17 protein-coding genes are annotated in these 19,746 nt (G+C 42.0%); 4 read left to right on the top strand and 13 right to left on the bottom strand.

Going from position 1 to position 19,746, the window contains the following annotated elements; genetic code table 11:
- Nucleotides 1-23: 23 nt before the first annotated feature.
- On the bottom strand, nt 24-1,364 hold the full coding sequence (locus LQZ19_RS01595; protein WP_411045882.1) for an MATE family efflux transporter: 1,341 nt from the start codon (nt 1,362-1,364) through the stop codon (nt 24-26).
- 408 nt (nt 1,365-1,772) lie between these two features.
- On the opposite strand from LQZ19_RS01595, the gene LQZ19_RS01590 reads away from it, so the two are divergent.
- Nucleotides 1,773-3,026 carry a radical SAM protein gene (locus LQZ19_RS01590; RefSeq protein WP_411045881.1) on the top strand — a complete coding sequence of 418 codons (1,254 nt, stop codon included), beginning with the start codon at nt 1,773-1,775 and terminating at the stop codon, nt 3,024-3,026.
- An 87-nt stretch (nt 3,027-3,113) separates the two neighbouring features.
- Here LQZ19_RS01590 and LQZ19_RS01585 read toward each other — a convergent pair whose 3' ends face one another.
- From LQZ19_RS01585 to LQZ19_RS01530, 12 genes are all read right to left on the bottom strand, one after another.
- Nucleotides 3,114-4,343, bottom strand: a complete 1,230-nt coding sequence (locus tag LQZ19_RS01585) for an MFS transporter (protein WP_411045880.1) — start codon at nt 4,341-4,343, stop codon at nt 3,114-3,116.
- 17 nt (nt 4,344-4,360) lie between these two features.
- Nucleotides 4,361-5,575, bottom strand: coding sequence for a 2-hydroxyacyl-CoA dehydratase (locus LQZ19_RS01580; protein ID WP_411045879.1), 1,215 nt, complete (start codon nt 5,573-5,575; stop codon nt 4,361-4,363).
- Nucleotides 5,575-7,614, bottom strand: a complete 2,040-nt coding sequence (locus tag LQZ19_RS01575) for a 2-hydroxyacyl-CoA dehydratase (RefSeq protein ID WP_411045878.1) — start codon at nt 7,612-7,614, stop codon at nt 5,575-5,577. The genes LQZ19_RS01580 and LQZ19_RS01575 overlap by 1 nt, the downstream gene beginning before the upstream one ends.
- A 62-nt stretch (nt 7,615-7,676) precedes the next feature.
- Nucleotides 7,677-8,975, bottom strand: coding sequence for a radical SAM protein (locus LQZ19_RS01570; protein ID WP_411045877.1), 1,299 nt, complete (start codon nt 8,973-8,975; stop codon nt 7,677-7,679).
- Nucleotides 8,976-9,052: 77 nt separating this feature from the next.
- Complete coding sequence (locus LQZ19_RS01565; RefSeq protein WP_411045876.1) at nt 9,053-10,099, bottom strand: ABC transporter substrate-binding protein; 1,047 nt, start codon at nt 10,097-10,099, stop codon at nt 9,053-9,055.
- Nucleotides 10,100-10,151: 52 nt separating this feature from the next.
- Nucleotides 10,152-11,000, bottom strand: coding sequence for an acyl-CoA dehydratase activase (locus LQZ19_RS01560; RefSeq protein WP_411045875.1), 849 nt, complete (start codon nt 10,998-11,000; stop codon nt 10,152-10,154).
- A gap of 68 nt (nt 11,001-11,068) precedes the next feature.
- Complete coding sequence (locus LQZ19_RS01555; protein ID WP_411045874.1) at nt 11,069-11,539, bottom strand: hypothetical protein; 471 nt, start codon at nt 11,537-11,539, stop codon at nt 11,069-11,071.
- A gap of 15 nt (nt 11,540-11,554) precedes the next feature.
- Nucleotides 11,555-12,853 carry a radical SAM protein gene (locus LQZ19_RS01550; RefSeq protein ID WP_411045873.1) on the bottom strand — a complete coding sequence of 433 codons (1,299 nt, stop codon included), beginning with the start codon at nt 12,851-12,853 and terminating at the stop codon, nt 11,555-11,557.
- Nucleotides 12,854-12,875: 22 nt separating this feature from the next.
- On the bottom strand, nt 12,876-13,928 hold the full coding sequence (locus LQZ19_RS01545) for an ABC transporter substrate-binding protein (protein WP_411045872.1): 1,053 nt from the start codon (nt 13,926-13,928) through the stop codon (nt 12,876-12,878).
- 18 nt (nt 13,929-13,946) lie between these two features.
- On the bottom strand, nt 13,947-14,981 hold the full coding sequence (locus LQZ19_RS01540; protein ID WP_411045871.1) for an ABC transporter substrate-binding protein: 1,035 nt from the start codon (nt 14,979-14,981) through the stop codon (nt 13,947-13,949).
- Between the two features lie 20 nt (nt 14,982-15,001).
- Nucleotides 15,002-15,847, bottom strand: coding sequence for an ABC transporter permease (locus LQZ19_RS01535; protein ID WP_411045870.1), 846 nt, complete (start codon nt 15,845-15,847; stop codon nt 15,002-15,004).
- A gap of 1 nt (nt 15,848) precedes the next feature.
- A complete protein-coding gene (locus tag LQZ19_RS01530) occupies nt 15,849-16,754 on the bottom strand; it encodes an ABC transporter ATP-binding protein (protein ID WP_411045869.1) in 906 nt (301 codons plus the stop codon).
- A 216-nt stretch (nt 16,755-16,970) separates the two neighbouring features.
- On the opposite strand from LQZ19_RS01530, the gene LQZ19_RS01525 reads away from it, so the two are divergent.
- From LQZ19_RS01525 to cysW, 3 genes are read left to right on the top strand one after another with little or no spacing between them, the layout of a single operon-like run.
- A complete protein-coding gene (locus LQZ19_RS01525; protein WP_411045868.1) occupies nt 16,971-18,044 on the top strand; it encodes a sulfate ABC transporter substrate-binding protein in 1,074 nt (357 codons plus the stop codon).
- 14 nt (nt 18,045-18,058) lie between these two features.
- A complete protein-coding gene (gene cysT / locus LQZ19_RS01520; protein ID WP_411045867.1) occupies nt 18,059-18,904 on the top strand; it encodes a sulfate ABC transporter permease subunit CysT in 846 nt (281 codons plus the stop codon).
- Nucleotides 18,901-19,737: a sulfate ABC transporter permease subunit CysW gene (gene cysW, locus LQZ19_RS01515; RefSeq protein WP_411045866.1), complete on the top strand. Its 837-nt coding sequence runs from the start codon at nt 18,901-18,903 to the stop codon at nt 19,735-19,737. The genes cysT and cysW overlap by 4 nt, the downstream gene beginning before the upstream one ends.
- The last annotated feature ends 9 nt before the right edge of the window (nt 19,738-19,746 follow it).

Here is a 19,746-nt window from a genome sequence, read left to right as displayed (position 1 = left end):
ATAAATTAGGAACTATTGTGTTCTTATTTCATTTGGCGTAGCACCCTGGTCGCCAGGGGAATGGCAACGATAAAGCCCACAATATCCGACGCCGGTAGACTTAGCTGAATACCTAAAAGGCCCTTAAGGGGAGTTAAAATAAATAGGGCGGGTAACAGGAATATCCCCTGCCGGGACATGGAAAGGAGGCTTGCCTCCAGAGCTTTACCTATGGTTTGGGTCATCATATTGCAAATGACTAACCAGGCAGTAAAAGGAAGGCTGATGCAATGCAGACGGAGTCCCAGAGCGCCGATGCGGATCACCTCCGGATCATTCCGGAAGAGGGCAATTATCCGGGGGGCAAAGATGGCAAATACCACACTGGTTAGCAATAGGCCGGCGGAAGACAGTCGTATACAGAACCAGAACGCCCTTTTGAGCCGGGCGTAGAGCTTTGCCCCATAATTAAAGCCGCATACCGGCTGAAAGCCCTGCCCGAAGCCAAACATAATCGAACCGGCAAGTATATATATCCGGTTTACAATGGAAATTGCCGCAATTGCCGCATCCCCGTAAACACCGGCGAAGTGATTTATAACAATAGTTGAAATGCTCATCAATCCCTGGCGTAACAGCGCCGGGATGCCTCCCCGGATCATTTCCCGGTATATGGACAATCTTGGGGAAAAATGCTTGAACCGGATACGGATATTATCTTTTTTGGAGCCGCCGATCAGCAGGATTGCCATGCTCACTATCTGACTACACATGGTAGCCTGTGCCGCTCCCCGGATACCCAGGTCAAAAACAAAAATAAAAAGCGGATCAAGAAAAACGTTCAGAATTGCACCGGTTAACATTCCTACCATAGCGATAACGGCGCTTCCCTGAAAGCGGAGCTGCTGGTTTAAGACCATGGCGGCGGCCATCCAGGGAGAAGCAACAAGAATAAAAGAGATATATTCCATGGCATAGGGAAGGATGGTTTCGGTAGCCCCGAGGAGACGGACCAGGGAGGGTAAATTGAGGAGTCCCAGGATGGAGAGGGATGCCATCACGATAAGGGCGGTAAAAAACCCCGTCGCCGCCATCTTTGAAGCTCCCTCCGTTTCCTCGGCGCCCAAGGCCCGGGAAATGTAATTTCCCGACCCCTGTCCGAAGAAGAGCCCCATGGCCTGGATAATTGCCATCAGGGGGAATGCAATCCCCACGGCCCCCACCGCGCTGGTCCCCAGGGAACCAACAAAATAAGTATCCGCCATATTATAGAAGGCGGTGGTGAGCATAATCGCGATACTGGGAATCGCCAGGCTGCATATAAGCCGTTCCACCGGTGCGGTGGTCATTTGTATAAATTTATTACTTTGCTGCTTTATTGCCATTCCTATTCCTTTGCAAGAATTCAACCCGGCCATGTTTGACGAAGTTGTTTGAAGTGAAGTATATAATAGCTCTATATAATATAATATACCTAGGAATAATATGCTATATCCATATGAGGGGATTGGGGAGATCGCCCGCCCTTATCCGTATTGTCCTGAAAACTTTGCTCGAATACACCATTAAATTCGAAAAAATACCGATTTTTGTATTGTTTTTATAAAAAAGGGTTGACAAGGAGCCTAATTCCTAGTATATCTCTATGTGTTAATGTTTATTATTTACTTAGGAGAAATAGGAATTTAGCAAGACCTTTTACCTGCTGATATTGATTTGCCATGGGAAGTGCTGGATCAGGTTGGGAATGGTAAGAAGTATTTGTAAAAGCTAAACACAAAAAGGAGATAAAAATGGCTTTAAAATTTTGGACCGCAGATGTCAGCAACCTGTCAAAAAACGAGGTTAAAAAAAGGTTGTGGGAAGAATTATGGTTGAAGGCGGATATTGCTTCTCGGGGGGTTACTATTTCAAATGCAGCTCTCCAAAATGCTCAGGTTGGAGATAAATTTGTTGAACAAAACCTGGGCGGAGGTCGTAATCATCAGCTTAGTATTGGTGTTGAGCTACCTGGTTGTTTTTTTCTACCCTATGGATTAAAAATTCCCTTTACGTGGAATAAATCTTCTCCATATGTTGTAGATTTTGTAGATGGTAAACACTATCTTACCCTGGAGGATAAAAATTTAGTGCCAATTCGGTATGCACCACGGCCTAAATATCATAATCAGAAAACTTCTGATGGAATACCATTAAAACTAATTGGCCCGGGGGATTTCTATGATCGGAACATGACGGTATTTTACAGCAATGAATGTTGCTATATTGAGAGGGATGAAGATTGCCATTTCTGTAATATCAATTACGATAAAGATCTTTATACCGAAAAATACGGTCCTTATTGGCGGACCCCTAAACAGATTGCGGAGACGGTAAAGGCCGGGTTTAGCGAAGGGGTGGCGGATCATGTTACCGTTACCGGAGGCGTTATCGCGGAACGCCGAGAACTAGAATACTACACCGATGTGGGCGAATCAATTCGGGAACTACTTGGAGTAGAGGCTTTCAATGGTACTGCTACCGTGGCGGCTCCGGTTGATTTTGATAATATTCCTAAGCTTAAAGAAGCCGGTTTCCGGACTACGGCCATGAACTTGGAATTGTGGGATAAGGATTATTATAAGGCGGTTTGTCCAGGAAAAGCACGGAATAGCGGTGGTTGGGATAACTGGCTTAAAGCTCTGGAATATGCGGTAGAGGTTTTTGGCTGGGGTCGTGTACGTTCTAATTTTGTACCCGGTATTGAACCCAAGGCAAAAACTCTTCAGGGATTTGAGTATCTTTCCGACAAGGGCGTAGTATGTAACTTTACTACATGGGCTCCTAACGTTGGTTCTGCCCTTGAAGGACATCGGTGTCCTGAGGCGGGATGGTATGTTGATTTGGCAACCAAATTGGCGGAAATGTGGAAAAAGGCTGGCTTTACTGCGGATATTATTCATGATGCTTCCGGCGCTGCAACTCTATCTTACGATATTTTTCGTATAGAGAATGATTATTTTGATATTCTTGGCGCCGCAGGAATAAAACAAAATCAAGTAGCTTAAAGAGGAAAATAAATCTATCACTAATCCCCCGGCTTTGCCGGGGGACTTAAAAAGTTTGACATTGCTCAGAAAGAAACATAAGGTTTATTAAGCGGTTTTTTTCCTTTCCGGATGCTTTTCTTGTTCTACCGGTCGACCCCTGTTTTGTTCCAAAATATAGTAGAGCAGGATCACCACAGCGCCGGTAAGTCCGCCCCCCATGCAGAGGATCATGGCTAGCAGCCATTCACCCCGGCCACCGGAGATTTTGAACAGAGTGGTCATGGCGGCCATGGCGTAGGCAGAAATGAATTGTCCTATTCCCATGGCGGAAGTACCGAATGAGACTGCAGCATTTACATTTTTTGGGTCCCGTACCGAACCGCCTATGGCAAGATGTATTGATGGATAATAGGTTCCGTATCCTATCCCCAATACGCAGCTTGCGATAATAAATTCCATACCGGTATGAGACTTAGACAGGAAAAAAAAGGATAAACCAAAAATAATAATTCCCACCACCGCTGTATAGTTTTTTAGAACACGATAAATCTTTTGAAAAATTATTCCCATGGAAAACATAAACAGGGATTCCATACTCATCAAAATAGAGGCAAACCCTGGACCGCCAAGTTTTTCTTGGGTAAGAACGATGGAAATATTATTAAAGAAAGCCCAGAGGGAAAAACTGGAGAAAAGAGGAAGAATTCCCAAAAAATATGTTATTCCCTTCAGAGCGGAAAATCCCCTTGGGTTTGATTGGTTTTGGTGATATTCTATTTCTTTGGAGGATGGAGGGTTTTTCTTTTCTTTGGGAAAAGCAATAATAACAACAATCATACTAATCAAAATTAGACTATGTCCCCAGAAGACAGTCCGCCAATGCCGCTGCGCCAAGTATCCACCCAGGAGCTTAATTAGAATTCCGGTAATGGAACTTATGGCCATATAAACACCCATTAGTTTTACCCGCTCATTCCCTTGAAAATATTCCATAATAGACGCGAGGGTAACGGGAAAGCCAAGGCCGTAACCTATACCGAAAATAAGACGCATAAACAGGATGAAATAAATATCTCCATAAAATGCGGGGACCGTTCCGCCAATGAGGATACAAAAGGAAGAAAGGATTAACACATTCCTTTTGGAAATTAACCGGCATATCCGTCCCGAAAGCAGCGAAAATATAACCAACATCAGGGGCGGTATGGTGGTAATTGATTTTATAATAACCGGATTTGTTTCCGGAAAAGCCTGAACAAAGGCGCCCAATGCAGGGATAGTAAGACCAACAAAGGACGTTATCGTCGAAGCGGAAATAATCGCCAGTTTTAACAAAAATTTATTATTCGTTTTTATGCTAACATCTCCATAAATGCGCTTACCCGGGTAAGGAGCTGCCCTGAAGGCTGTCCCACCTGAAAGGTCCCTTCAATCCCCAGACTGGTAATTCCCCTTTCTTTCAGATAGGCTCGTTGTAATTCTGTCTGAACCCCCTGCAGGGCGCATCCAACATATCCGTAGAGGATTACCCCCTTGGCGTTAACCTTCTGTACCTCCCGTTCAATAGCTTGATTCCGGTGTATTATTGGAAGGTTCCTGGACTGGGTATTGCCGAAAAGATACCGGGTGATGGATTCAAGGGGTGGAACATCCTCGGGATACTTCCTGGTATAATTGTTTACCGCTATCCAACCTACAATAGCTCCACCGCAAATATCTACCGCATGATAAACTCCGAACTCCTGCCCTCTGGCCCCGACCCATACCACGGGAATAACATTTTTATTATTATCAAACTCCGGATTATCGTGAAGGAGTTCTTCTTCCAGTTCAGTCACCACATCTTCGAATACTTCCGGTCGGCCGTAAAGATGCCCCAAACCGCAGAGGAGGTACATAGTTGGAAGGCTTTTGATATACAGAGGCTTATCTCTCCGCAGATCAATAATATGATGTACCTTATCAATAATACGGTTAAGGCGTTTAATTTCTTCACTTATTTTTGTTTCATCCGGCTCTTTTCCATCCAGAAGAAATTTTGCAGCGTCCCGTAATTCCCGGGTAAAAAACCGTATTCTTTCCTCCTGCTCATCCTCGGAAAGCCATTTGGGAAGAAAAATATCTTCAATAAAATGGAGTTTATACCCCTCTTTCTTAATCAATTCACCGGCCATGACAATAGCTTCACAAATACCAGTGGTAAGGAGCACCTTCTTTATCGGGCCATCCTTGCGCATATACCATTCACCCAGCATGGAATTAACCATGGAACAGGATTCTTTCGGCGTTAGAAATTGGTTTTCCGCCAGGGTTATTGCCTGCCTGGAACCGAGCCGGCCCAGTTCGGTAAAAGCTATCGGGATGGTATTGCACCCGTAAAAAAGAGGGGCGTCCCAAGAACCGGCAGTATAGGATACTCGTTTCCCTAATCGGGCCTGATCCTCCGCCCACTGGATATAGCCGGTCACCAAGTCCAAGAGTTTGCTGACAGCCTTTGAATAGCCATGCATTTTTTTACTATAATTAATATAATCCCGCTGGGTTTCAAACCTGAATTCTTCAGACATTATGCACCCTTCCTTTCGTTCTGTAATTCCAACAGCACTTCAACGAATGCTTCAACCCTGGTTTTTAACTGACCTTCATCACTTTTTGAATAATCAATTGAAAGTTCAAGGACCGGTAGATCCAATTCATGAAATTTATTAATAAAATTACTTTTGATAATTCCGTAGCAGGGGCAAAATTTCATATAGGCGTAAATAACACCGTCCACATAATAATCCTCTGCCAGTTTTGCGCTAAATTCGACCCGCTTTTCAATCGGCGTCATCCGCGCACAAGGCGCCATGTCCAGATACCCGTTAGATAAGGATAGAAGGGGATCTCCCTCTTCGCTATGATCATAATAGACTGAACTTAATCCTGTGCAATGATCTTCTACTACTACCCGTGCGCCTATATCCTCTTCGATAATTTTTATGAGCCGCCTGTCGCCATCACTGACTATTCCGCCAAGCATCATTAGCCGTATTTTCCGATTTCCTGAATCAGGTTGTTTTGAAAGACGAGTATGGAGATTATCCAGAATGGGGATATATTTTTCAGGTTTCAGATAATAAAAACCTTTAATTAATTCCAAAAATTCGCCGCCCCGTATAGGAGGATCGCTTTTTTTTCTCAGTTCTGATATTTTTCTGATTCTTTGCTTAACCTGATTATATAGTTTAATTTTATTCCGGATATCTTCATCCAGTACAGGATGTCCTGTCAATTCCTCCAAGCTGTTACGAAAATGATCTATTTCCAATCGGAATTGTTCCCGGCAGTTTTCACTATCCGGTTTTCGGGGTAAATGAAAAATATCGGTTCTGACAAAATTGGTATCGATTGATTCGGCAGCCCTGAAAATTCCCGAGCAGGTATAAAAAGCGTACATACGATCAATTGCCAGGTAAAATGGGTTATTGTTTTTAAAGGAACCCAAGCAGCTCTTGATAACATCGCAGAAAGTACTCTGGGTTAATATTTCTCCCAGGGATATATCATCCGCACTGCCGGCCTTGAAAATTCTGGCATGTTTAACGCCCGCAGCTTCAAAAAGTTCCAGGGGGGTATAGGAACACAAATACCCTACCCTTTTTTCATCATCCGCTTTTGCAATAAATGTCGCCTGTTCTTCCTGAATCGCATTTTCCAAATCCGAAAGGTCAAGTCTGGAAATTCCCCCTGAAATAAATATTGATTCTTTTTTATCCTCGGCGGAAATACTTTCCAGGGCGTAAATAGATGCGCCGAGACATCCGGCGTAGGTGGCGTCCAGTCTGGTTTTAACGATAGTCTCACCGGTTAATTCTTCAAACGCGCGGATCATCCCTTCGTTATTGGAAACCCCTCCGGAAAACCGTAAAGCAGTTTCCATGTCAACCCGCTTGAGCTGCGTATACACTCGGGATGCAGTAGCGTAATGAACACCAGCGGCAATATCTTCCGGGGATTCACCGGCCGCGCGCAGAGAAATGATTTCCGATTCAGCAAAAACCACACAGGTACTGCTAATATTTAACTGGCGTTTTGCCTTTAGAGACGCCTCTCCGAGTTTTTCGGTGGTTAAATCAAGAATGGCTGCAACCTTCTCCAAAAATCGACCGGTTCCGGCAGCGCATTTATCATTCATTACAAAATTGATAACTTTGCCTGTATGGGCATCAATTTTTATGGCTTTGGAATCCTGTCCGCCTATATCTATGATGGTTCGAGTATCCGCATCCAGGTAATGGACTCCAAGCCCATGACAGGAAATTTCTGAAAGTATACTATTTGGAATGGGATCAAATTTTAATGAGACCCGGCCATAGCCTGTTCCAATTATGTAATTAATATCCTTTAATGAAAATTCCGCTTGTTCCAGCAAATCCTTTATCAATTCATCGGCGGTTTCCTGCATATTAAAACCTGTCCCAATCAGAGCGGTATATATATTATCCCCGCTTAATAAGCTGGCTTTACTGGTACGGGATCCAATATCAACGCCAATAATATTGTATTTTTTGTTATCCGCAAGACGGTCAACCAGCTTGGGATCTATCACTTCCGTTAATTTCATAAATACCTCTTTCTATGTTTTTCTTTATCGCCTTCCAGCACCCCTGGGCGATTTTCTCCATATTATTTATGTAGCCGCAGCAAGTCAGAGTTCGGATGATTACCGCATCGGCGAAAATCATCAGTATCATTGGTTAAATCATATTTTTCGGTTATATCATAAATCCCTTTTGCAAGACGTACATAATAGTCAAGAGAAGGTATTTTAAGATGTTCAAAATATGAACCTTGTCGGGGAATCCAAACGGTATTTACTACCGTAACCCCATGTTCAGCTAATTCTTCGACCCCTGCCAGAGTATGTTTCAAAGCCTCGTCTTCGCTTTTAAAACCATTCGGTTGGGCCAATTCAACTCCACCTACAATGCCGCTGTTTACATTTCCTCGGCCAAAAATATCCACCGCAATATAAAGCCGCTTTTTCCAGTTATCAAAACCAATCCATTCCGATTTTCCGGGACATATCCATTTAAATAATTCAGGGTCCAGAACTTCTATATCAGAAGTGTAGCCCATTAAACCGGTTTCTTCATAAAGGCGCCGTAATTGCCGTTCGTTGTATGCCGTTCCTGTAAGCTGGACAGGGAATTTTTTAATCGCAAAATTTTCTCCCATGGCTTTAAGGACATCAATATAATAATCCACCTCGGCATCAAATGGTTCAAATCCATGGGTATTGGAACCAGAAGTAAGACTGGTAGTGGTGAATCGACCTTCTTCCTTAAGCGCTTCGTGGTAAGTTTCTGATATATCCCGAGGATCTAGCTTAATACTATACCCCTCCTTGTCTGTAGCCTTTCGCAGTTTTGCCTGGGTAAAAACATCACAATAAAGGCAGCCTTTTCCGTTGTCCCAGAAATGACAGTAACCATAGGGGGCCAAACTAAGCCGCTGAGGACGGGCGCTTGCGATTGTATACATCGGCTTTCCTGAACTTGTCTTCTTATCAAAAAAAGACGGCTTTTCCCAATATTCTACTTCTTCATAAATTTCTCCATTGTCGGTAAGAACCAATTTTCCATCAAAATATTCTACAAGATATGAATTGGAATCCGGTGAAACCGCATCAACACAAATTGAAGTTCCATCCCTGAGTAATAGCGATGATGGAATTAAACTATCATGAATATTTTTATCCCTAATCCCAAAGATTCGAGAAGCATTACTAGCCTGATGTACTTTGGGATCAAATTGACTCAAAGCGCTTTCTGTATAATGAACACCCCTCCTTTGAACATCGATCTTAAGAATTACAAAGGGCGAAACATCAGGATATTTTTCTATCAGAAATTTTACATCATCTCTTTCATACTTAGCCGCATTTGAAAAGTTATCTGCCTCTCTGGCATGCTTTTCTGACATTATAATACTCCCGATTTTTTATATAGCTAGTTAAAGCGATTTTAAAATATCAAATTTTGAAATCGCCCCAACAGTTTCTATTTATTCAATACATCGTTATAAGGATTAAATTCATTAGTATAAATATCAGTAGGTTTCAGCTGCCCTTCTTTTAGATCATCTTGACTCACCAACCAATCAATCCATATCTGTAAATCTTTGTCATATACAAGCCCACCCTTGCTTGCAAGGCCAAACCCTTTAAAGTAATCTACGGTAGTCACCTCTTCATCGCGGTTTCTTTTTTTAATTATATCTTTCATCCTGGCTCTTACTTCTTCTATGGGTGTTTCCTTGGACCATTCAATCGCCTTTGCCATTGCCTCTACAAGTTTTCTGGTAGAATTTGGATTTTGTTCAGCGAATTCCTTTCTGACGGCATAAAGATTATTGGTATTATCACCAAAAATATCTATATCAGAAAATACAATCCGCAGTCCTCCCGATTCTAGAGACTTATCTTTAATTATTCCACTTATTTGCGCTCCGTCAATTTGTTTTGATCGCAATGCCTGAGCCATACTTACTGGAGGTATAACAACAAGTTCAACCTTATCAATTTCGGCAGGAGTAAGACCTCCTTTGACAAGGTAGTTTTTTATATAGGCTTCCGATGCGGCGGCAAGGGTATTAACGCCAAAGGTTTTTCCTATAAAATCCCGAGGAGACCTTATGGGACTGTCTTCCAAGACTACAAGGCTGCTGCTTCTAGTAGCATCGCTCCCCAAGGAACCTATAACCCCTATCAGTGTTCCATTGGCTGCCTTTAGATTGATTACCGCAGTCATAAAAGCGCCGCCTATATCAACCTCATTGGTTTGAGTCATTTGCAAATCCTGGGGACCGCCTTGGACATTTCCTATCCATTTTAACTTCAATGGTTCCAAGTATCCCAAGTCTTCAGCTAGTTCATGGGGCCTTACTTCATCGGTATATCCCTGATATCTTATTTCAAGTACTTCATAGGCCCCCGGTTCCGTACTTATTGGGCGATCGGAATTTTTATTACACCCTAAAAATCCCATAAAAAGAATGACACTTAATAGTACAATACAAATTTTTCCATTACCAACAATCTTTTTCATTTTTATGCACTCCTATAAAATATATATATTCTAAATCTCATCTTAAAAAGATTTACTGTTCATCGCCGAAGGCATACCGCTGGGCGATAATAGCAGCCCCGAGAGCTCCATTATAGATCATATCCAGTTTAGTCTCCGCAAATTGATGTTCCACTACTTTTTCAAGAGCTGCCCTCATGCCAGGGTTCTTTGAAACACCTCCGGAAAAAATTAATTCCGATTTAAACCCAATCCTATTGACCAGATTTCGCACTCGACGTGCGGATGCCAGATTTACCGCATTAAGAATATTTTCTTTGGGTTCACCCCGGGCTTTTAAGGTAATAATTTCCGATTCAGCAAAAACCACACATTGGCTGGATATTTCCAATTCACCCTTGGCTTTAAGACTCAATTCCCCCGCTTCTTCCAAAGGAATTTCCAGAAGCTCCGCGACCCGTTCAAGAAATCGGCCGGTTCCCGCAGCACATTTATCATTCATGATGAATTCCACCACTTTCCCCGTTTCAGGATCGATTTTGATGGCTTTGGAATCCTGACCGCCAATATCTATTATTGTTTCAGTCCCGGCATTAAGATAATGAGCGCCCATACCATGACAGGAAATTTCCGTAACCACTTTGGTAGGGGTATCTTCAAATTTTATGGAAATACGCCCATATCCAGTACCAACGATAAATGAAACCTTTGAAAAGTCCGTTGAGGTTTCTCTTAAAAGTTTTTTTATCAAGTATTCTGCGGTTTGCTGCATATTCACCGAAGTAGCGGTGATACCTGTATGGAGGGAATCTCCAGTTAGTAATACCGCCTTGCTGGCTCTGGACCCTATATCCACGCCTATGGTAATAGTTTCCTTTATTTCCGAAAGTAGTTTTTTCGGAATCACTGACGAAAGATTCATACATTCCATCCTTTATATAAAATCAGTTTTTGTTAAAAAAACATTAGAATCGTTCTTACTTATGCTAATTATTGTTTTTTAGCGATCCTATCCAAATGTTTAAAAAACGGATGATAAGTTTCCTCATACTTTTTTCGATCTTCAAAAGTCTCGTTGGATATTTCCTGAGGTTCAATTACCCATACTGCTGAAAGGTCCACATCCCCCAATTTTTCCCGAACGCTTTTATAGTATTTCTGAAAAACTTTACCAGCGATAACAGATTTTACAATCCGTCCCCGAATTTGATGGCTGCGGCCATTCCCAGCTTTGATGCCGAGGGAGATTTCCTTATCAAACCATATACTACGCACCAGATTGTTGTTAGTATTTGAAGATTCGAGAAGTTCAAGAAATATTATTTTCCCATCTTCATAAGGATAAATAAGATCGCTGATGATAACATAAGGTTCGCCATGTCCACCAATGGTAGCCAACGCCTTTACCGTATTATTACTTTCTAATAATTGCGTAATTTCATTATCCAATTTAATCGACATACAAAATCTCCTTTTTTATTTATGCAATCTAAGCAAATCTGAATTGGGATGGTTCCCGCACCGGCGGAAATCATCGGTATCATTTGTTAGGTCATATTTCTCAGTAATATCATAGATCCCCTTGGCGAGACGGACATAATAATCAAGGGAAGGTATCTTGAGATGCTCAAAATATGAACCTTGCCGGGGAATCCATACGGTATTAACAACCGTTACTCCATGTTGAGCAAGTTCTTCGACTCCTTCCAATGTATGCTTCAAAGCTTCATCTTCGTTTTTAAAACCATTGGGTTGGGCCAGCTCAACACCGCCAACGATACCACTATTTACATTACCGCGGCCAAAAATATCAACAGCAGTATAAAGCCGTTGTTTCCAATTATTAAAACCAATCCATTCGGATTTACCAGGGCATATCCATTTAAATAATTCAGGGTCCAGAACTTCTATATCCGAGGTATATCCCGATAAGCCGGTTTCTTCATATAAACGCCTAAGTTGCTTTTCATTATAAGCAGTGCCAATAAGTTGAATAGGAAATTTTTTTGTAGTAAAATTCTCTCCTATCGCCTGAATTACCTCTATATAATAATCAACTTCATCATCAAAAGGCTCTGCCCCATGGGTCTGTGAACCGGAAGTAAGACAAGTGGTAGTATATCGCCCTTCTTCCTTCAGGGCTTCCTTATAGGTTTCAGAAATATCTCGGGGGTCTGTTTTAATACTAAAATTATCCTTTTCCGCCGACTTGCGCGCTTTGGTCTGGGTAAAAACATCACAATAACGGCAGCCGTTTCCATTATCCCAAAAATGACAATAGCCATAGGGGGCCAAACTAAGTCGCTGTGGCCGGGCATTAACAATTTTTGACATTTGCTTTCCGGAACTTGTTTTTTTATCAAAAAAAGCCGGTTTTTCCCAATATTCTACTTCCTCGAAAACTTCACCTTTATCAGTAAGTACTATTTTCCCATCAATATATTCCACATAATATGGATTGGAATCAGGGGAAGCAGCATCCACACAAATTGAAGTTCCGTCCCGAAGCAGAAGAGAAGAGGGAATCAAACCAACCTGTAAATTCTTATCTCTGGCGCCAAATATTTGTGAAGTATTCCTGGTTTGATGCACCTCAGGGTCCAGCTGACTCAAAGCGCTTTCTGTATAATGGACACCTCGCCTTTGAACATCAGTTTTAAGAATTACAAAAGGTGAAACATCCGAATATTTTTCTATCAGGAATTTTACATCATTTATTCCTTCTACGTTTTCATTAAATTGATCTACAACTTTGGTAGTATTATTTTGTGGCATTTTTTTCTCCCTTAAAATCAAATTATTTCTGATCGTTATATGGATTAAATTCATTGGTATATATATCCGAAGGTTTAATTTGACCTTCTTTTAAATCACCCTGCTTTACCAGCCAATCTATCCATACTTGTAAATCTCTATCATATAAAAGTCCACCCTTTGATTGAAGGCCATAACTTTTAAAATAATTCGTTACATTTAGATCTTCATCACGATCTCTCTTTTTTATAATACTCTTCATTCTTTCCCGAACTTCTTCTATCGGTGTTGTTTTTGACCATTCAACGGCTTTTGCAGTGGCCTCAACAAATTTTCTAACTGTATTCGAGTTTTGATCGGCAAAACTTTTTCTAATAACATAAACGTTATTGGTATTATCTCCAAAAAGATCTACATCAGAAAATATAATCCGTAACCCGCCTGATTCAAGAGCTTTGTCTTTCACCAAACCGCTCATTTGGACTCCATGAATCTGTTTTGAACGCAATGCCTGCTCCATGCTTACAGGAGGTATAATAACAAGTTCAACTTTTTCTATTTCTTCAGGAACAAGACCTTCTTTAACAAGATAATTTTTGATATACACCTCCGATGCGGCAGCTAGTGTATTAACACCTATTGTTTTACCTATAAGATCTTTTCCGGATATTATAGGGCTGTTATCCAAAACTACCAAACTGGAACTTCTCTGCCGGTCACTCCCTGTTGCACCAATAACACCTATCAATGTTCCATTAGCGGCTTTAAGATTGATAACAGCTGACATAAAAGCAATACCAACATCCGTTTCATTTGTTTGGGTAGTTTGTATATCCTGAGGGCCACTAATCATATTTCCAATCCATTTAAGTTTCAAAGGTGCCAAGTATCCGAGATCTTCAGCTAGTTCAAAAGGCCTAACCTCGTTTATGGTTCCTTGATACCTAATTTCAATGGTCTCATATTGTCCTTGCTCTGAATTATTAACAGATGCGACAGCGGAGCTCTTACTCCCTTTGCATCCCATGGCATTTAATATAAACAAAACTAGCAATAAACCGATTATTTTTTGTAGCTTCAAATTCTCTCTTCTCATTTTTTTCTCCTTTTAGTTCTACAATTCATCCTTATATGGGTTAAATTCATTGGTATATATATCCGAAGGTTTAATTTGGCCTTCATTTAAATCACCCTTCTTTATCAACCAGTCTATCCATATTTCTATATCTTTATCAAAAATAAGCCCTCCCTTACTTGCAAGGCCGTATGTTTGCCAATAATCTATTATTTTCTCATCTTCATCGCGATTTCTCCGCCGTATTATATCTTTCATTCGTTCTCTTACTTCTTCTACAGGTGAATTCTTAGACCATTCAATTGCTTTCGCCATTCCCTCTACCAGCCTTCTGGTCGTATTGGGATTTTGCTCAATAAAACTTTTTCTCATGGTCCAAAGAGAACTGGTAAAATCTCCAAAAATATCAATATCAGAAAACACAAGTCGTACACCGCCTGATTCAAGAACTTTGTCTTTATAAATCCCACTCATCATTGCGGAATCTACTTGTTTTGATCTTAAAGTTTGTTCCATACTTACCGGAGGTATTATAATAAGCTCTACCTTCTCAATTTCATCTGGAGTTAGTCCTTCACTAACAAGATACGATCTAACATAAGTTTCTGACGCTGCCGCGAGGGTATTAACTGCTACTGTTTTACCAATAAGATCTTTGGCCGATTTTATCGGACTATTATCCAACACTATAAGACTTGATGTTTTATTTACATCACTGCCACCATATCCGATAACGCCAATCAATGATCCATTAGCAGCTTGCAAATTAATAATAGCAGTTGTAAAGGCATTGCCTATTTCCGTTTCATTTGTCTGGGTAGTCTGTATATCCTGAGGACCACTAATGGTATTTCCAACCCATTTTAATTTTAATGGCGTAATATATCCCAAGTCCTCAGCTAATTCGAACTGGGTTACTATATTGGCCCAACCCTGGTGTCGTATTTCAAGCGTTTCGTATTTTCCGGTTTCCGTGTCTTCATTGCTAATGTTGGTTTTCTTATTTTTTTCGCATCCAAAAATGCATAAAAAAGATATTACACTCAATAAAACTAATACATTTTGTTTTTTCATTTTAATCTCCATAATTTTTATTATTTGGAACTGTTACTTTTTGGTTTCCAAGAAGTAAATTTATTTTCCAATCCAACAATTAAATAATTTATTAAAACACCCAATATCATAGTTGTAATAATACCGACATACATTCTTGGTAATAGAAAACTATATTGGGCATTGATAATTAGATACCCCAATCCGGATTTGGCGCCTATCATCTCGGCAGAAATAATTACAAGAACAGACGATGCCGCAGAAAGCCGCAATCCAGTACATATTGATGGAATAGCTGCTGGTACAATTATCTTTCGAAACATTTGCGCATTGTTAAGTCCCATTGATCTTGCCAACATGATAAGCAGAGGGTCCACATTTTTTATACCACTAATTGTATTAAGAAGAGTCGGCCATAAACAAGCAAAGGCTACTATGGTAAGTTTTGAAGTTTCCCCGATACCCAAAAAGAGTATAAATACAGGCAACATTGCCAAGGGCGAAGTATTCCTTAATACATCAATGGGTAAACTAAGTACTTCTCTAGCGGTTTTATACCAACCAACAATCAAACCCAGAGGAATTCCAATAATAATGGCTATAACAAAACCCGTAAAGGACCGAAAAAGGCTAATAGACACATGCTTTATAAGCGCTCCCGATTTTATCATTTTTAAAAATTCCGCCAAAATAATGGAAAGCGGCGGTAGAAAAGTACGGTCTACCAACCCCAAACGAGGCGCCGTTTCCCAAGCTACCACAACCAGCAGGATCACAAACAGACGTTTTCCGATAGTTAAGAGAATAAATTCCTCATATTTTTTGGTTTGTGTCTTATCTTCTATAGTAGCTACACTCGGTGCGGCATCTAATATCGCTTCGCTCATCCTAAACCACCTTTTTTAATTTCCCATCTACAGTTTCAGTTTTGGTAATATTCTCTTCAAACCTTTGTGGAATCCCTTCACGTTGGGCTTTCTTAACCTCTTCGCGTAAAAGTTCCCAAATGGTATGCCGAATCCGAACATATTCCGGGTCTGAACGCAAATCGTCAATATTTTGCCGGGAAGAAGGAAGGGGTATATCTATTACCTGCTTAATCCTGCCCGGTTTTGAGGTCATTACCGCTACCCGTTGGCCCAGATAAACCGCTTCATCAATAGAATGGGTTATAAATACGATAGTTTTCCCCGTCTCTTCCCAGATGCGTAATAGTTCATCCTGCAGAGTTTCCCGGGTCTGGGCATCCAAGGCAGCGAAGGGCTCGTCCATAAGGAGGACGTCCGGGTCATAGGCCAAACTCCGGGCTATGGCCACCCGCTGGCGCATACCGCCGGAAAGCTCATGCGGATAATGCTCTTCAAAACCGTCAAGTCCTACCAGATGGAGATATTGCCTTGCAATGGAAGTCCAATGTTTTTTTGGAACTTTTTTAACCTCTAAGCCGAATTCCACATTTCCTAGGGCAGTTTTCCAGGGAAGCAGGGCATATTGCTGGAAAACTATGCCACGATCAAGCCCCGGTCCGGTAACAAGGTTTCCATCAATATAAATAGACCCACCGGTAGCTGTCTCCAAACCGCCGACTAGGTGCAGAAAAGTAGTCTTTCCACAGCCGCTGGGGCCTACCAGGACCAAAAACTCACCATCCCGTACTTCCAGATCCACATCCTTAAGGGCGGTAAAACTATCGGGTTGTTTAGGCCCATTTTTATTCTTTCCCTTTTGAGGTCTGAGCGCAAAGGTTAAGCTGACTTTCTTCGATTCGATCTTAATTTTCCCTTGAATACCCATTTTAGGCTCCTTTTTCAAATTCTTGGAATATCCTAGTATTCCAATCGGATATATATCTTAGTATTCAGATCAAATTACTATTGTCAAGGGTTTTATAAAAAAAATAAAAAATTTTATTTTTTTTAATAAAGAGTTCCAAATTTACTTGACAGGTGATTCTTAATTCAATATATTATTAATTACCTACGTTTAGTAGGATATAAAAAGGAGAAAAGAATGAAAAAAGAAGGATTTGGTAAATTAGTACCCTATGCGTTAGCGGTTTCCCTGCTTTTTGTAGTGGCAACCGGGGTCAGTGCGGGCGCCCAAAATGATGCCGGACCGGTATCGGCGGAAAGTAAGGGGGGTACGGTAGAACTGCTCAATGTTTCCTACGATCCCACCCGTGAGTTGTACCGGGAGTACAATGATGCCTTTGCGAAGTATTACAAAGACAAAGCGGGGGTTACGGTAACCGTCCGGCAGTCCCATGGCGGTTCCGGCGGACAGGCCCGGAGTGTTATTGAAGGTAACGAAGCGGATGTTGTTACCCTGGCGTTGGCCTACGATGTGATGCAGATAGGGGATAAGGCTAATATTATTGATACGGGTTGGCAGGAACGGCTGCCTAATAACAGTTCACCCTACACTTCGACCATCGTTTTTCTGGTACGGGCGGGGAACCCCAAGAATATTAAAGATTGGGACGATTTGATAAAGAGCGGTGTTCAGGTTATTACCCCGGACCCAAAGACATCCGGCGGGGCTCAGTGGAATTACCTTGCGGCTTACGCCTTTGCCAAAGAAAAATACGGCGGCGATGCCCAGGCCAGGGATTTTGTGAAACAGCTTTACAATAATGTCCCGGTCCTGGATTCCGGCGCCCGGGGGGCCACCAATACCTTCGTGCAGAGGGGCTTGGGGGATGTACTCCTGGCCTGGGAAAATGAGGCTTTTCTTTCCATTAACGAACTTGGTAAAGGGCAGTTTGAAATTGTGGTTCCTTCCCTGAGCATCCTTGCGGAACCCACCGTTTCCTGGGTAGACGGGGTTACTTCCCGGCGGGGAACCCTTGAGGTGGCCAAAGAATATTTGACCTATCTGTATTCCGATGAGGGCCAGCGGATAGCCGGGAGGAACTACTATCGTCCTTCAAACCCGAAGATAGCCCAGGAATTTTCGAATCAGTTTCCCACCCTGAAACTTATTACTATTGATTCATATTTCGGCGGTTGGAGAAAAGTGCATGATTATTATTTTTCCGATGGCGGAGAGTTTGATACTATTCTTACAGAACTGAAGAAAAAATAAGGATTTGGGCGGTCATGGGAGTAAAATTATTCGGACAGAAAAAAAACACCGCAAAACTGCCAGGGTTTGGATTAACCCTGGGACTTTCTATGGTATATATGTCCCTCCTTATTTTTATTCCCCTGAGCGCCCTGATTTTGTATGCGGCCCATTTACCCCCAAAGGATTTTTGGTTACTTATCTCCGATGAGCGGGTTATTGCAGCCTTTAAAATTTCCTTTTCATCAACCTTTTATGCGGCAATTTTTAATTTTTTCTTTGGCCTTATCCTGGCCTGGGTTTTAACCCGGTATAGTTTTTTTGGTAAGCGTATCCTCGATGCCTTGATCGATCTGCCTTTTGCCATTCCCACTTCGGTGGCAGGTATTTCCCTGGCCACGATCTTTTCCCGTAACGGGATTATTGGAACCTTTTTGCATAAATTCGGTATTGAGATCGCCTATTCCAGAGCGGGAATCGTGATAGCCCTGATATTTATCGGACTGCCCTTTGTGGTACGGACCGTACAGCCGGTTATACAGGAACTGGACAAGGAACTGGAAGAAGCCGCCAGCAGCCTGGGGGCAAATTTCTACCAGATATTTTTCAGGGTTCTTTTTCCAGCTGTTTTTCCCGCCCTCCTTACGGGGTTTGCCCTGGCTTTTGCCCGGGGGCTGGGAGAATATGGTTCCATTATATTCATCTCCAGCAACATGCCCTATGAAACGGAAATCGTTCCTTTATTAATAGTAAAAAAACTATTACAGTTTGATTACCGGGGGGCAAGCGCCATAGGTGTAACCATGTTGGTTTGTGCCTTTGTACTTTTACTGTTAATTAACCTCTTGCAGGGTTTTGCGCGGAGGAGGAAAATTAATTGAACCGAATCAACAGTGAACCCCTTTGGATAAAGCCGGTATTGTTAATTTTTACTATAGCATTTATGGGAGTGTTTATTTTTATTCCTCTCATTTCAATTTTTATCCAGGCCTTTGATTCTGGGGTGGGCGCCTATTTTAAGGCGCTGAGTAACCCGGATATTTTTGCGGCCATACGGCTCACCCTGGTTACTGCCTTAGTTTGCGTTCCGATAAATACCTTTTTTGGGGTTTTGCTTGCCTGGGCTATTACTAAATTTAATTTTAAGGGTAAAAACATTCTTATTACCCTCATTGAGATACCCTTTGCCATTTCTCCGGTTATTGCGGGACTGCTTTTTATTTTTCTCTTTGGATCCTTTGGCTGGTTTGGACATTGGCTTATGGCCCATAATGTTAAAATTGTTTTCGCAGTTCCGGGTATTTTTATCGCCACCGCCTTTGTCACCTTCCCCTTTGTGGCCCGGGAACTGATCCCCCTGATGCAGGAGATGGGCAAGGATGATGAGGAGGCGGCCATGACTCTGGGGGCCAATGGTCTGCAAACCTTTTTCAGAATCACCCTTCCCAATATTAAGTGGGGGCTCCTTTACGGGGTGGTCCTGACCAATGCCCGGGCCATGGGTGAATTCGGCGCGGTGGCGGTAGTCTCCGGGCTTATCCGGGGGGTAACTACCACTATGCCGCTTTACATTGATATCCTCTACGGGGAATATTTGTTCCGGGCCGCTTTTGCGGTGGCCTCTCTTTTAACCCTCCTTGCCCTGGTAACACTTATTGCCAAGACAATTATTGAACATTTTATTGCGGAGCAGCGGAAATCCGCTGAAGTTTAAGGAAGCGCC

It is taken from the genome of Treponema primitia (assembly GCF_046533075.1).
Lineage (GTDB): Bacteria > Spirochaetota > Spirochaetia > Treponematales > Breznakiellaceae > Termitinema > Termitinema primitia_B.
This window is presented reverse-complemented; position numbering and strand designations above follow the sequence as displayed.